The sequence below is a fragment of the Paenarthrobacter sp. NEAU-H11 genome (genome assembly GCF_050573415.1).
Classification (GTDB): Bacteria; Actinomycetota; Actinomycetes; order Actinomycetales; family Micrococcaceae; genus Arthrobacter.
Window position 1 is genome coordinate 228,986 of the sequence record NZ_JBNZGA010000002.1, and the last position, 13,934, is coordinate 242,919.

Annotated in this window: 10 protein-coding genes; 5 read left to right on the plus strand and 5 right to left on the minus strand. The window is 68.3% G+C overall.

The features are described from left to right. The first annotated feature begins 1 nt into the window (after position 1). Genes ACQ3DC_RS03645 through ACQ3DC_RS03660 form a run of 4 tightly spaced genes read left to right on the plus strand, consistent with a single transcriptional unit; the run spans position 2 to position 4,052 of the window. Positions 2-1,579: a hypothetical protein gene (locus ACQ3DC_RS03645; RefSeq protein ID WP_430751561.1), complete on the plus strand. Its 1,578-nt coding sequence runs from the start codon at positions 2-4 to the stop codon at positions 1,577-1,579. 9 nt (positions 1,580-1,588) lie between these two features. Then, positions 1,589-2,656: a hypothetical protein gene (locus ACQ3DC_RS03650; protein ID WP_430751562.1), complete on the plus strand. Its 1,068-nt coding sequence runs from the start codon at positions 1,589-1,591 to the stop codon at positions 2,654-2,656. After that, a complete protein-coding gene (locus ACQ3DC_RS03655; RefSeq protein WP_430751675.1) occupies positions 2,656-3,453 on the plus strand; it encodes an amidohydrolase family protein in 798 nt (265 codons plus the stop codon). The genes ACQ3DC_RS03650 and ACQ3DC_RS03655 overlap by 1 nt, the downstream gene beginning before the upstream one ends. Further along, a complete protein-coding gene (locus tag ACQ3DC_RS03660) occupies positions 3,444-4,052 on the plus strand; it encodes a hypothetical protein (protein ID WP_430751563.1) in 609 nt (202 codons plus the stop codon). Before ACQ3DC_RS03655 ends, ACQ3DC_RS03660 begins: the two co-directional genes overlap by 10 nt. On the opposite strand, the gene ACQ3DC_RS03665 is transcribed toward ACQ3DC_RS03660, so the two are convergent. From ACQ3DC_RS03665 to ACQ3DC_RS03675, 3 genes are all read right to left on the minus strand, one after another. Continuing rightward, complete coding sequence (locus ACQ3DC_RS03665; RefSeq protein WP_430751564.1) at positions 4,010-5,404, minus strand: sigma-54-dependent transcriptional regulator; 1,395 nt, start codon at positions 5,402-5,404, stop codon at positions 4,010-4,012. The two genes, ACQ3DC_RS03660 and ACQ3DC_RS03665, sit on opposite strands and share 43 nt — an antisense overlap. 869 nt (positions 5,405-6,273) lie before the next feature. After that, positions 6,274-9,123 carry an FAD-binding and (Fe-S)-binding domain-containing protein gene (locus tag ACQ3DC_RS03670; RefSeq protein ID WP_430751565.1) on the minus strand — a complete coding sequence of 950 codons (2,850 nt, stop codon included), beginning with the start codon at positions 9,121-9,123 and terminating at the stop codon, positions 6,274-6,276. Next, positions 9,123-10,850, minus strand: coding sequence for an L-lactate permease (locus ACQ3DC_RS03675; RefSeq protein WP_157241398.1), 1,728 nt, complete (start codon positions 10,848-10,850; stop codon positions 9,123-9,125). Before ACQ3DC_RS03675 ends, ACQ3DC_RS03670 begins: the two co-directional genes overlap by 1 nt. A 136-nt stretch (positions 10,851-10,986) precedes the next feature. Here ACQ3DC_RS03675 and ACQ3DC_RS03680 point away from each other — a divergent pair, with 136 nt between their 5' ends. Next, a complete protein-coding gene (locus tag ACQ3DC_RS03680; protein WP_321214265.1) occupies positions 10,987-11,682 on the plus strand; it encodes a GntR family transcriptional regulator in 696 nt (231 codons plus the stop codon). Positions 11,683-11,695: 13 nt separating this feature from the next. Here ACQ3DC_RS03680 and ACQ3DC_RS03685 read toward each other — a convergent pair whose 3' ends face one another. Further along, positions 11,696-12,421, minus strand: a complete 726-nt coding sequence (locus ACQ3DC_RS03685; protein WP_430751566.1) for a FadR/GntR family transcriptional regulator — start codon at positions 12,419-12,421, stop codon at positions 11,696-11,698. A 123-nt stretch (positions 12,422-12,544) separates the two neighbouring features. Further along, positions 12,545-13,915, minus strand: coding sequence for an FAD-binding oxidoreductase (locus ACQ3DC_RS03690; RefSeq protein ID WP_157241392.1), 1,371 nt, complete (start codon positions 13,913-13,915; stop codon positions 12,545-12,547). Positions 13,916-13,934 lie beyond the last annotated feature (19 nt).

The window sequence follows — 13,934 nt, forward strand, 5'->3', positions numbered from 1 at the left end:
CATGGATTTCACCCGACGGCCATCCGAACCGGTATATGCCGGACAGGAAGTGGCCCTGCATTTCGAACTTCTCAGTTCCGAAAAAGGCGGCGACTACGAGTTCCAGGTCATCCGCGACGGAGGAGGCCCAATGCCCATCAGCGGGTTTCCGGCGGGCCCGGTCACTGCGCATCTGGAGCCCGACGACTCCTTTGACGCGATGGTCCTGATTCCGGATCCGGGCGAATACGAGGTTCAATTCCGTGAAATCAGAAAGGTGGAGGCGGGCAAGAAGGCAGAGACCACTGCAACAGGCTGGGAACCGCTTGACACCTTCATCGTCAAGCGCCGCGAAGCCCCTCCCATTGTCAGGGTTGCCCTTGAGCCCAACGCGAAGCCCAGCAGCACGCACGCGCACTTGTGGACCTTTATCCAGAGCGTGGGAAAGAACATCAGGTTTGAGCGCTTCACCCGGTTTGCCGGACACAATGCAGGGCGCCTTACGACCTTTCCGGGCTACGGATCGTTGACCTACGACAAACTTCACGAGCTGGCAACGAAGTTTGTTACCCAATCAGCCCTCGGCTACACGTTCAGTCCGCCCGACTGGGAACCTGAACCGGGCCAGGAAGCGGCGATCAAGGGCTCCTACGTGAGCGAGGAACGGGACGACCAGCCGGCACCGTTCCCGCCGGGATTCCCGCAGAGAAGCCAGTACCCCCTGCGGCTCGTGCCGTTTACCGAGCTGATTTACGTGTACTGGCTGGAGGAGGGAATGCTGTTCCAGTCCCTGAACAGGATCCTGGCCCGCTTCCAGAACCGCCGTGCGGTACCAGCCGGGGATCCGCTCTCCCGACTGGCGGTCAGCCCGCTCCTGCCGCTGCGGGGACTCCTGTGGGGGCTCGCGGAAGCGGAAAAGGACCGCCTCTCCCTGCGGCGCCGCGCTGCCGAGTACGAGTACCAGTACGGTCTGCAGCTGATCGGTCGCGCCATCCCGCCGGCTGAACTGCTGGTGGAGCGCAGGACCCAGTTCCTGCAGGCGTTCCACAGCCTTCTGAACGAATGCCATCACTTCTACAAGGAGCACAACGACAAGACGGTGGACGCGGATGCCTTTCCCCTGCTCAGCAGCCTGCGGGAACTTCACCTGGTCCTGGCGAACGGGGCCAACAACCAGTTCGCCGATCTTTCTGTCACGGCCCGCATCGAAACCGTCGAAGTGCAGTGGATGCTCGCACAGCCGGAAATGCGCGAGTTCCTGGGCGGCCGCACGATGGTCCCCTACGACGAACCGTGGATGGACCGGGTGGACACCATGAAGTCGATCCAGGGCTGGTCGGACGCGAGTATCACGCACTTCTACGACCTGGCTCTCCACGGCGAGCAACTCCTGCTGTCCGTCCGCCACGGGCGCTGGAACGAATCCGACATGGACGGCGACGACGCGGAGAACTGGGCCCTCGCGTGGAAGCCGTCCGTCCAGCGCTACATCCACGCCTACCGTGCCGTCACCGGCGTGGACCTCAGTGAGCGGGTGGACACCACCATGCCGTCCACGCTGCTGCAGCGCCGGCTGGCCCAGAAGCTCGTCCGGTACTGAGGCGCGGAGATGTCCGCAGCATCCGGAAGGGCCGACGGCGGGGCGGACTTCACGTCCGCGCTCTTCCTCGGCCAGCACCACCCCAGCGCCGGCTTCCGTCCGTGGACAGAGTTCACCACGGGCGTCCCGGCGGCGCTGCGGGAAGTGCCGGAAGCCGGAATGCTTGCGTCGGAGATCGCCGAACGGCAGCAGGCCGCGTCCGGACTGGTGGCCCGCTCGGCCCTGCACGGCCTGATGGACGTGCTGCAGGCACTCCCCCGCCCGGGGGACCTGCTCCTGGTGGATGAAGGTGCGTACCCTCTGTCCCAGTGGGCCTGCAAGGCCGCCCAGTCCCGCGGCGTACGGATGGTGACGTTCCCGCACTTCCGGCCGCCCGCCGTCGTACCCCACACCAGGACGTGGGTGCTGACCGACGGCTGGTGCCAGGGGTGCGGCCGGCCGGCTCCGCTCGCCGCGATGCAGTCCCTTGCCGGGCAGACCGGCGGCCAGGTGATCGTGGACGATTCCCTGGGCTTCGGCGTCCTGGGGCGGCGGTCCGCGGAGGGCAGCTTCGGGGACGGAACGGGGACGCTGCGGTGGGCCGGGTTGAAGCACGACGGCGTGGTGTGGCTTGCGTCGCTGGCGAAGGCGTACGGGACCCCGGTCACGGTCATCACCGGGGAGGGCGGGGCCATCAGCAGGCTGGCACGGCTCGGCGGCAACCGCCTGCACAGCAGCCCGCCGTCGGCAGCCGATCTCGGCGCGGGCCTCAGCGCCCTCGGCAACAGCCGCATTCCCCGCCTGCGTGCCCGCCTGTTCCGGCTCACGCTGTGGCTGCGGCAGGCCTTGAACGATCTGGGCCTGGCCCCGTTGGGGCTGCCGTTCCCCATCGTGGGAACCCGCACGGATTCGCTCCTGCAGGCACGGCGGTGGCGGAACGGCCTCGCGGCCCGGGGCGTGCAGGCCCTGGTGCAGCTGCCCCGCTGCCAGCCCGGCGCCCTCTTGTCCGCGGTGGTACGGGCGGACCACTCGCAGGCGGACCTTGACCGCCTGGTCCGGGGCCTCGCCCAGGTCACCCGGGACAGGCGGGCGGCGTGATGCAGCACCTGGTCATCGACTCGCACGTGCACGTAGGCACCGCCGGCGTTCCGCTGGGGCCTGCCGACCCGGAAACGTCCTTCGCCCAGTGGCAGGCCCGGGCCGCCGCCGCCGGGATTTCCGGGGCGGTGCTGATGGCAGCGCCGGTGCGGACGTATGCGGCGGCCAACCGCGCCGTCGCGGAGCTTGCCGGGCGCGATCCCGGCAAGTGGCTCTGGTACGTGTTTGTGAACCCCGCCAGGGACCGGGGACGGGTGGGCGCCGTGGTGGCTGCCGCCGTCGGACATCATGCCTGCGGGATCAAGGTGCACTGGTCCGACGCGATGGCCACGGACGAAGTGGCCGATGCCGCAGAACGCCACCGCCTGCCCGTCCTGTTCGACCCCGGCGGGGACGTGCAGCGGGTGGCCTACCTGGCCGGGCGGCACCCCAATGTGCCGTGGATCGTGCCGCACCTGTCCTCCTTCGCCGATGACTGGCGTGCCCAGAAGCGGCTGATCGGCCTGCTGGTGCGGCTGCCCAACGTCTTTACCGACACGTCCGGGGTGCGGTACTTCGACCTGCTGGAGGAGGCCGTTGCCCGCGCCGGCGCCCACAAGGTGCTCTACGGCAGCGACGGGCCGTACCTGCACCCGGCCCCGGAGCTCGCCAAGATCTTCGCGCTTGGCCTGATGCCCGAAGACCGGGACCTTGTCCTGGCCGGCAACATCCTGCGGCTGACCGGTCCGGCCCGGAAGGCCGCCGGCGCCCGCCGTAATGTCACAACGCACTCCAGGAGGACTGAAACATGGCCATGACCACGCTGGGCAAGGGACCCGAAACCATCACCGATGCGGGCCTCGCCGAGATCAAGCCGGACAACCCTGCGGCAATCAGGAAGGGGCTGAACCAGCTACGCGACTACGTAAAGCAAAGCAAAGCGGCGCGCAGCCGGGCCGGTGCACCCCGGCAGGCCTGGATGCAGGGAAGCGAGCCGGAACGGAATTCGATCTGGCTGGTCACGTACTCACCCTGGTCCGCGAAGCCCGGCCCTCCCACCCACGTGCGCGTGTTCGCCCACCAGGTGAACGGCAGCGAACTGGTGAAGGGCAGTTCCCTGCCCGGCCTTGACCGCCTGATCCTGTCCCGCCGCGAGCTCCCGAAAGTGGAGCTGCCAAGGATGATCCCGTTTCCCCACCCCAAGAAGGCCGACCTGTTCGGCCTCACCGTGGAATCGTATGTGCGGGACGCCTTCGCCCAGGCTTACAAGCGCCCCCGGCAAAGGCCCCAGCGGCTGGGACGGAAAGGCCCGGACGTCCTGTGGCGCGAGCTCGAAGAACTGTTCCGCGAACTGGCGGAGGAGACGGGCGACGGTTACTGGCGCGAGGTGGCGGACGAGCTGTCCTCGGGGGTCTGACACGCGCCGTCCGGGCCGGTTTTCCTGGCCTGCCGCTGCTGGATGGCCCGGTCGGTGAGTCCCAGCATGGCGGCAGCGGAGTGCACGTTTCCGCCGCTCCGCTCCACCGCCACGTCCACCGCCGCCTCCGCCGCGCGTTCCTTGATTTCGCGCAGTCCCAGGCCGCGGTCCACGGCCCAGGCCACCGCGGCCCTGAAAGGATCGCCGCCTGCAGCTGTTCCCGCGGCCGGGGCGGGATGCGTGGAGACGGGCCGGTCCTCCCGGGGCAGGTCGCCCGGAGTGATGGCGCCCGGACCCACGTGGCGGGCGGCAATCCGGAAGGCCAGCTGGCGCAGGTCGCGGAGGTTGCCCGGGTAGGCCCTGCGCAGCAGCACGTCCTGGACCGAGCTGTCCACGTCCGGATCCGCAGGTGAACCACTGACCTCCCGGCAGAACCGGGCAAAGAGGGACAGGATGTCCTCCACCCGTTCCCGCAGCGGCGGCATGGTGACCATCGAGGCGGCGATCCGGTGGTACAGGTCGGCGCGGAAGCTGCCGGCCGCCACCTCACCCTTGAGGTCCCGGTTGGTGGCACAGATGAGCCTGAATTTGCTGTGCAGCCACTTGTCGCCGCCGACGCGTTTATAAGTGCCCTCCTGGACCACGCGGAGCAGTTCGGGCTGCAGGTCAAGAGGCAGTTCCCCCACCTCGTCCAGGAACAGGGACCCCTGGTCCGCCCCTGAGCACGCTCCGGTCCGGACACTCACGGCACCTGTGAATGCCCCGCGCTCGTGGCCGAAAAGCTCGCTCCCCATCAGGGTGGGCACAATGGTGGTGCAGTCCACGGTCACCAGGTTGCCGCGCTGGTGGCTGACGGCATGGGCCACCCTGGCCGCCAGCTCCTTGCCGGTCCCCGTTTCGCCTTGGATCAGGATGGGGCCGTGCCCGAACCGCGCCGCCACCACGAGGTCCCGGAGCGCGGACCTGAAGGCGGGGCTGTTGCCGGTCAGTTTTTCCCGGACCGCAACCGAATCGAGGACCGCTTCAACATCCTGGATCCGCTGCATCCACGCCGATACCGCCGGTACTTGCCCCTGCCACGCAATGCATTCCGCTGCGCCGGCGTCCAGCACGGGCCAGGGCTTCAGCTTGCCCCCTGGTGGCCCGATGACCATCACCCGGCTCCGGCCATACTCGGCTGCCCCGAGTGCAGCCCTCAGGTCCTGGGAATCCGATGCGGAAAAGATGATGCCGGCTCTTGAGCCGCCGGCCGGGGCATCGGATTCCGCCAGGGCCACACCTCCTGCGCTGAGCGCGGCGATCGCCTCCCGGGCCCACAATTGCTGCCCTGTGAGATCGATCAGCCACGGCATAACACTGATCCCCTTCACATGAGGCACCCCAGGAACGAATGCAAAGACGCGAGACATATGATCATCCGCCGCGTTACGGGGGCGTTACAGTCCACGCTGCAGCTTGGCGAATGAGCCAGCTGAAACCGATATTCCTGCGGACATGGAAGCGCCCCGATGTTATTGGGGGATACATCGGGGCGCCTGGAAAAAGCATAGGTCCGGGGTTTATTCAAATCAAATGCCAAACCCGTACGGCGGGGCGAAGGATATGGCCCAACCCCCAATAGGATTCCGAGGCCATATCCCCGCCGGTCCGCGGGTCCCTGCAGGGGCGCGAAAACGATGTTTTCTGCACAGTGGATCCCATGGCGCCGGCATACCTGCGCACGATGGCGAGGTGCCTATTGGCGGGGGGTGGAGGGCAGTCGTGGCCATGCGGACAGCGGCGCGGTCACAGACGGGACCCCCGGGAAACACTGAGAGGCCGCTGCATGACCTCTCAGAGAATACCAAGTCGGCAGCCCTGCGTGAAACGTCACCGCTCCGCCCGGCTGACGCGGCAGCCGCACGCCGTCGTCGTGCGTTCCTGCCCGGGTGCCCTCCCCGCCCCCGTGCAACGCGCCGCGAACGACGGCGTGTCCCGCTTTTGGAGGGTGTCTCCCCGAATGCAACTGGGCAGGAAGGTGCGGCTGGCCGCCAAACGCTCGATCACTTACTGCGGCTTTTTCCCGAACGCTCTTTCACCTCCCGCACGGCGACTGATAGAGCGTTGGCCGAAAACACACGTCAAGTGAGAGAGGGTCGGTCAAAAACACACGTCAAGTGAGAGAGCGTCGGTCAAAAACACACGTCAAGTGAGAGAGCGTCCCGGGCGAGGTGGATGGGGGTTACCGGGTGACCTCTTCCAGCAGCTCCAGCACATGCCGGTACTGTTCGCCGGTGGCCCGGGTCATGCCCAGTTCGCAGGTCCGGTTGCAGGAGGCATGGGCCGCCGCCCCCATTTCCGCGACTTCCTCCCCCTGCTTCCGGGTGGCGGACGCGGTGAGCTCGGGGTGGAGCATGCCCCGGTCCCCGGCGAACGCGCAGCAGCCCCAGTTCACCGGAACATCCACCTTCTCCGCCACCGCAGCCGCCACCGCATCCAGGGAGCCGTTGATCCCCATGCGCGTGGAGGAGCAGGTGGGGTGCAGGGCCAGCGACTCGAGCTTTGCGTGCTCCGGCAGCTTGGGCAGGATGTGCTCGGCGGCGAAGTCCACGGCGTCCACGATCCGCAGCGGCCGCTGGCCCGCCAGCGGAACGTCCGACTCCACGGCCTGGCGCAAGCCCTCGGTGCAGGAGGACGCATCGCAGACGATGGCCAGTTCGCCGTCCCGGGTGGCCTCCCGGAGCGCCGCCACCGTCTTCTCCTGCATGGTCGCCTGGCCGGCCACCATGCCCTTGGAGGACCAGGGGGTGCCGCAGCAGAGCCCGTCAATGCCCGCCGGCACCAGCAGGGTGATGCCCGCGCGCCCGCACAGCTGCTCGAAGCTGTACTGGACGCCGCGGCCTGCAGACGCGCCGGCAGAACCTGCCTGGCCTGGGCCGGCCTGGCCCGCCGGCCCGAACATCGTCCCCACGCACGCGGGGAAGTAGACAGCGTCCGGCGCCCCGTCCGGCGTCGGACGCTTCCGCACGGAACCGCCGCCCGGCAGCTCCGGCGAGTGCAGCGGCACCGTGTCCGTCCCCAGGACCGCCCGGGCGGCCTTGTTGGGCGCGGCCACGGCCGCAGCGGGCAGTTTGTCCACCACGGTCAGGGCCAGCGAGGCGCCGCGGGTGACGCCTTCCCAGTGCTTCGCCGCGGCGTTCCAGGCGCCGTTCGCCACGGGCCCGGCATCCGAACGCCTGATCCGCTTCACCAGCAGGCCGGTGTTGATGTCCACGGGACAGGCGGTCTGGCACATGCCGTCCACCGCGCAGGTCTGCACGGACTCGTAGTCGTAGTCCTTTTCCAGCTGCTTCACCAGCGCCGTGTCCCCGGCCAGGCGCGCGGATTCGATGGCGCGCAGGGTGACGATCCGCTGCCGCGGCGTCAGCGTCAGGTCCTTGCTGGGGCACACCGGCTCGCAGTAGCCGCAGGAGACGCAGCGGTCCACCTCCTCCGCCACCGGCGGCGCCGTCTTGATGTGGCGCAGGTGCGCCTGCGGATCGTCGTCCATGAGGACGCCCGGGTTCAGCATCCCGGCAGGATCGAACAGCTGCTTGATCCTGCGCATCACGCCGTACAGCTCGTCACCGTACTGCCGCCGCACGTAGGGCGCCATCACCCGGCCGGTGCCGTGCTCGGCCTTGAGCGATCCGCCCTCGCCCAGGACCAGGTCCACCATGTCCTCCGTGAACGAGCTGTACCTTTCCAGCTCCTCGGCCGTGGCGAAACCGTCCGTGAGCATGAAGTGGACGTTGCCGTCCTTCGCGTGGCCGAAGATCACGCTGTTGCTGTAGCTGTACTTGTCGAACAGCCCGATCAGTTCCCGGCACGTCCGGCCCAGCGCCGGCACGGGCACCACAATGTCCTCCAGGAGGGCCGTGGTCCCCTGCGGGCGGGCGCCGGCCACCGAGGCGTACAGGCCCTTGCGGAGGTGCCAGAGCCCGGCCCGCGCCGCGGCGTCACCGGTGAACCGGGCCTCGGCCGAGAGGTTCAGCCCCGCCAGGATGCCCTCGCCGCCCAGCCGCAGGGCGGCCAGTTCGTCCGGCCCTTCGGCCGAGTATTCAACCAGCAGCGCGGCGTGGTCCCGCACCACAAGATCGCGTACGACGGCGGGAGTCCCCTTCAGTGCCTGGCCCACCTTCAGGGACAGGGCGTCCATGAGTTCCACCGTGGCCGCGCCGGTCCCCACCAGTTCCGGCAGCGCAGCGTTCGCGGCCTGCAGGTCCGGGAAGACCAGCAGGCCAGTGGCGGCGTGCTGCAGCCGCGGGATAGTGCGGAACACCGCCTCCGCCACGAAGCCCAGCGTGCCTTCGCTACCCACGATCAGGTGGGCCATGATGTCCACCGGGGTGCTGTGGTCCAGCAGCGAGTTCAGGCCGTAGCCCATGGTGTTCTTCATGGAAAACTGCTGCCGGATCCGGCGCACGGACTCGCTGTTGCCGCGTACCCGGGCGGCCAGCTGCGCCAGGCCTTCGTACAGTTCCGGCTCCAGCGTCCGCAGCTTGTGGTCCGCGTCCGGCGCCCCGGTGTCGATGACCGTACCCGAGGGCAGCACCACCGTCAGGGACTCCAGCGTCCGGTAGGCGTTGTCCACGGTGCCGCAGTTCATCCCGGACGAGTTGTTGGCCACCACCCCGCCCACCGTGCAGGCCGCCTCGCTGGCCGGATCCGGGCCGAACTTGCGCCCGTACGGTGCCAGCCGCGCGTTCAGCGCCCGCACGGTGACGCCCGGCTGCACGCGGACCCGCGCGCCGCCGTCGAGCACTTCAACGTCCCTGAAGTTGCGCCGCACGTCCACCAGCACGCCGTCGGTGACCGCCTGGCCGCTGAGGCTGGTGCCGCCCGAGCGGAAGGTCAGCGGGACGCCCTGCTCAGCGCTCGCGCGCAGGAGCCCGCCCACGTCCGCCGCGCTGCCGGCCGTCACCACGGCCTGCGGGATGAGCAGGAAGTGCGAGGCGTCATGGGCATTGGCATGGAGGTCGATGGCCCGGGTTTTGACCTGGGCGGGATCATTGACTGCCGCGCGGAGGCCGGCGAGGTCCAGGGACACCATCAGGGAACCATCCAGCCCAGGACGGGGGTGGACTGCAGGAAGATCAGCACGGTGATGAGGGCCAGGAGGCCCAGGCTCCAGCCGACGAGCTTGCGGAAGAGGGTCCCCTCGGCGCCGTCAAGGCCCACCGCCGCCGAGGCGACAGCCAGGTTCTGCAGCGACAGCATCTTGCCCATCACGCCCGCGGAGGAGTTGGAAGCTGCCATCAGCACCGGCGACAGTCCGGTCTGCTGGGCGGCGGTGGCCTGCATCTGCCCGAACAGCGAGTTGGAGGAGGTGTCCGAGCCGGTCAGGGCAACACCGATCCAGCCGATCAGCGGCGAGAGGAGGGCGAAGAAGCCGCCGGCCGAGGCGAGGGCGAAGCCCAGCGTGGTGGTCTGGCCGGACAGGTTCATGACGAAGGACAGTCCAAGGACGGCGGTCACGGTGACGATGGTCCACCGGAGCTGCACCAGGGTGTCCCGGTAAATGCGCAGGCCCTGCGATGCGGTGATCTTGTAGAGCGCCATGGTGATGATGCCAGAGAGCAGGAGCAGGGTGCCGGTGGCCTTGAGGTGGTCCAGCTTGAACTTTGTGGCCGCCACGGGCTTGCCGGCGGAATCGGTGATGTCCAGGCCGGGCCAGGCGAACGTCACGCTGCCAACCTGGCTCAGCCATGCCTTGACCGCGGGAATCTGGGCCACCGAGAAGACCGCGATGATGATCAGGTAGGGGGCGATCGCCATCCAGATCTGGCGCGGCGCGGGCCGGGAGTTGTCAGTGGGAATGCTGGCGCCGGCTGCGGCGGCGGTTCCTGCGGCCGGGGCAGCCGGTCCGCTTGTTGACCCGGCGGAGCGGGCACCCGCGCGGGCGCCGGCCCCAGCATGCGCGGCTTCCGGAGCAGCCTCCACGGCACCTCCGATGCCAACGTTTTCTGCCGGCTGCCAGACCTTCAGCATCAGCAGGACGGCGGCCACGGTGACGACGGCGGCCACCACGTCCGTCAGTTCGACGGCGAGGTAGTTGGAGGTGACGAACTGCGCGGCCCCGAAGGCAGCGCCGGCCACCAGGGCAACGGGCCAGGTCTGCTTCAGGCCGCGCTTGCCGTCCACGATGAAGACGAGAAGCAGGGGCACGATCAGGGCGATGAAGGGCGTCTGGCGGCCGGCCATCGAGGACAGGTCATGCAGCGGCAGGCCGGTGACGCCGTTCAGGGCGATGATCGGCGCGGCCATGGCACCAAAGGCCACCGGCGCCGTGTTGGCCAGCAGCGAGACCACGGCCGACTTCAGCGGCTTCATGCCCGCCGCCATCAGCATTGCCGCCGAGATGGCCACGGGGGCGCCGAAGCCGGCCAGGGACTCCAGCAGCGCGCCGAAACAGAAGGCGATCAGGATCGAGAGGATCCGCAGGTCGTTGGAAATGGACCGGATGGTCCGGCCCAGCACTTCAAACCACGGCGTGGCCACGGTGAGCCGGTAGATCCACAGCGCGTTGACCAGGATCCACAGGATGGGGAACAGGCCGTAGAACATGCCGGCGGCGGTGGCGGCCAGGGCCTGGCCGGCGGGCATCCGCCACCCGACGACGGCCAGCACGAGGGACAGCGCCAGGCTGGCCAGGGCCGCTATGGGGGCCTTGACCTTGAAGACGCCCAGAAGGACGAAGAGCAGGATGAGCGGAAAAGCCGCGCAGAGGGCTGAAATCAGTAGGGACCCGGCGATGGGGTCGAGGATCTGCTGAAACATGTGTCTCCAGATTGTGTTAGGCGTCACAACTCCGTGGCGCCCTCAAATTGTCTAACAAGTACACATGACGGTCAAGTGCAGATGCTGACTTGTCTGGCAAAATAAGGAAACGGGGACAGTTTTGGGAGGAACGCCAGTGGCCGGACGTGTTGCAGCAGTCTCGATCGTGGATGCGATCGCCGCGGATTTGCGGAGCCGCGTCTTCTCCGGCGAACTCGGCTCGGGCGTGGCGCTCACCGAGACGGATGTGGCGTCTTCCTACGAGGTGGCCCGCCCCACCGCCAAGGCCTCGATCGAGAAGCTCGTCGCCGAGGGGCTGCTGGACCGCGGCACCCACAAGACCGCGCGGGTGGTGGACCTGGGGCCGGAATCGGTCCGGGACATCTACCTGGCCAGGGCGTACCTGGAAAGCGAAGTGCTCCGGCGGCTGGCGTCCGGCCGGACGGTGCCGGCGGGTGCCGTGCAGGCCAACAACGATATTGCGGCGTTGAAGACCGGCGCCCCGCTTGACGTTGTGGAACCGGACATGCGGTTCCACACCAGCCTGATTGACGCGGTGGGCAACCAACGCATCAGCCGCATGTACCTGTCGCTGGTGGGCGAAGTCCGGCTGTGCATGTCCCGCGTGCAGTCACTGCACCTCCTGGATACCGCCCTGATCCAGGCCGAGCACCAGAAGCTCCTGGAACTGATCGAGGCCGGCCGCGGGGACGAAGCCGCGCAGCTGCTGGACGTCCACCTTGGCCGCGCCCGCGAACGTCTCGTGGCCGCCATGGGAGGCACGCCGGGGCCGGAAGCCGACCTGCCGCCGTCGGACGCTGCTGCCGGCTAGGCACCGGGCATGCTCAGGAGCGGGCCCTGGCCGTCTGCTCGTGGAGCCAGCCAACGTGGCGGCGGAGCAGGTCCGCGGCAAGGTCCGCGTTCCGCGCTTCCACGGCATTGAAGATTGCGTGGTGGTGCGCCCTCAGCTCGGCGAGGACCACCGGCCACTGGCCCAGGGCCGCAAGGGCGTCCTTGATATAGCCGCGTATGGAGCCGCTGAGGGAATCCATGATGGTTTCAATCACCGCGTTGCCTGCCAGGGCACTGAGGGCCAGGTGGAACTGCGCGTCCAGGGCGTGGAATGTTTCCGGATCGATGTCCGGGGCATCCATCGCCAGGAGCAGCTCCCTGGCCCGCTCGATACCTTCAGGGTTGTCCTTTTCGGCCGCGGTCCGGGCCGCCCAGGTTTCCAGGAGGATGCGGGCCTCGACAATGTCTTCCACCGGAAGGCGGCTGCTGGCGACGTGCAGGCGGAGGGTGGAGGACAGTCCCGCCGACGGCTCTGAGACAATGACGGCGCCGGATTTGGGGCCGGACTTGTTCGAGCTGCGGAGGATCCCCATGGCGTCGAGGAGGCGCATGGCTTCGCGGACGGAGGCGCGGGAGATGCCGTAGTTCTCCGCCAGGATGCGTTCTCCGGGAAGCTGGTCCCCTGCCTTGAAGCGCCCGGAGCGGAGGCCCGCTTCGACGTCGTCCAGCAGGACATCGTAGGTCCGCTTCGGTGAAGATTCCGCTGCTGATTCCGCCATGCTTCCATCCTGCCCTACGGGACCAACATCACTGCGTTCGCGCCGGCGCGCGGACGGCGGAAAGGGGCAACGGAACCGGCGCCGCCACCCCTTTCCTCCCCCTCCGCCGCGGCGGCCGGACTGCTAGATTGCCTTGCCGGGGTTGAGGATTCCCTGGGGGTCGAAGACATTGCGGATGGCGCGCTGGAGTTCGAGCGAGGTTCCGCCCAGCTCGTCCTCGAGCCAGTCGCGCTTGAGCAGGCCGACGCCGTGCTCGCCCGTGAGCGTGCCGCCCAGGCGCTGTGCCAGGTAGAACATGTCACCGAGGGCTTTTTTGGCGGGTCCATCGGTGATGGATTCGTCCGGTTCAACGACGATCATCGGGTGGAGGTTGCCGTCTGCCGCGTGCGCCACGTTGAAGATCCGGACGCCGGTCTTCCGGGAAATGTCTTCCAGGCCGGCGAAGACTGCCGCCAGCCTGTTCCGCGGCACGCCGATGTCGCAGATGGAGACCCGGCCGAGCTTCTCAAGCGACGGGATCGCTTCCCGCCGGGTGGCCACGAGCGCCTCCGCTGCTGCCGCGTCCTCCGCCTTCTCGATGTAGCTGGCGAACGGCTGGATGGCCTGGAGGAGGACATCCTGTTCGAGGAAGGCGCCGTAGCCGTCGGTCTGCGCCAGGAGGAAAGCGCCGCCCTTGGAACGGTGGCTGGTGCCGTGCGCCGCATCAACAGCTTCCAGGGTGGGGCCGTCCATGAGTTCCAGCACCGAGGGCTGCAGGCGCGCGGCGATGATGGCAGAGGCAGCCAGGGCGGCGGCATCCACATCCGGGAAATAGGCGGCAACAGTGGCGGTCTGGACCGGCCGCGGCCGCAGGCGCAGGGTGGCCTCCACCACCACGCCCAGTGTTCCTTCGGAACCGATCATCAGGGCGTTCAGGTCGTACCCTGTCACGCCCTTGATGGTGTTCCTTCCCGTGCGCAGCACCCGGCCGTCGGGCAGGACAACACGCAGCGCCAGGACGGATTCCCGGGTGACGCCGTATTTTGCGCACCACATGCCGCCGGCGTTGGTGGCGATGTTGCCGCCGATGGAACAGATGGCCGTGCTGGCCGGATCCGGGGCGTAGAAGAGTCCGTGCTCCCGTGCGGCGGCGTTCACCTCCGCGTTGATGACGCCGGGTTCAACCACCGCCAGCTGCTCCACCGGGTCGATGTGGAGGATCCGGTTCATGCGGGCCATGTCAAGGACCACTTCACCTGCCCGGGCTGACGCTCCTGCGGCCAGGCCCGTCCCGGCCCCGCGGGGAACAACCGGCACGTTGTGGGCCGCCGCCAGTTTCATGGTGGCCACCACCTCCTCCGTGCTGGTGGCGTAGACGACGCCGTCAGGGAGGCTGGGAGGAACGTAGCCGGAGCGGTCCGTGCTCACCCGGACACGTTCGTCCAGATCCGTGGAAGCATGTGCGCTTGCGGTGAGAAGCGCCGCTGATGCTGTTGCAACTGCCGATGTACTCATGGAAGGGAAACCTCTTTGT

Bases quoted from the DNA above. Each gene is read 5' to 3' on its own strand.
- ACQ3DC_RS03645 (WP_430751561.1), top strand. From the start codon at position 2: ATGGATTTCACCCGACGGCCATCCGAACCGGTATATGCCGGACAGGAA.
- ACQ3DC_RS03650 (WP_430751562.1), top strand. From the start codon at position 1,589: ATGTCCGCAGCATCCGGAAGGGCCGACGGCGGGGCGGACTTCACGTCC.
- ACQ3DC_RS03675 (WP_157241398.1), bottom strand. From the start codon at position 10,850: ATGTTTCAGCAGATCCTCGACCCCATCGCCGGGTCCCTACTGATTTCA.
- ACQ3DC_RS03660 (WP_430751563.1), top strand. From the start codon at position 3,444: ATGGCCATGACCACGCTGGGCAAGGGACCCGAAACCATCACCGATGCG.
- ACQ3DC_RS03665 (WP_430751564.1), bottom strand. From the start codon at position 5,404: ATGCCGTGGCTGATCGATCTCACAGGGCAGCAATTGTGGGCCCGGGAG.
- ACQ3DC_RS03685 (WP_430751566.1), bottom strand. From the start codon at position 12,421: ATGGCGGAATCAGCAGCGGAATCTTCACCGAAGCGGACCTACGATGTC.
- ACQ3DC_RS03690 (WP_157241392.1), bottom strand. From the start codon at position 13,915: ATGAGTACATCGGCAGTTGCAACAGCATCAGCGGCGCTTCTCACCGCA.
- ACQ3DC_RS03655 (WP_430751675.1), top strand. From the start codon at position 2,656: ATGCAGCACCTGGTCATCGACTCGCACGTGCACGTAGGCACCGCCGGC.
- ACQ3DC_RS03670 (WP_430751565.1), bottom strand. From the start codon at position 9,123: ATGGTGTCCCTGGACCTCGCCGGCCTCCGCGCGGCAGTCAATGATCCC.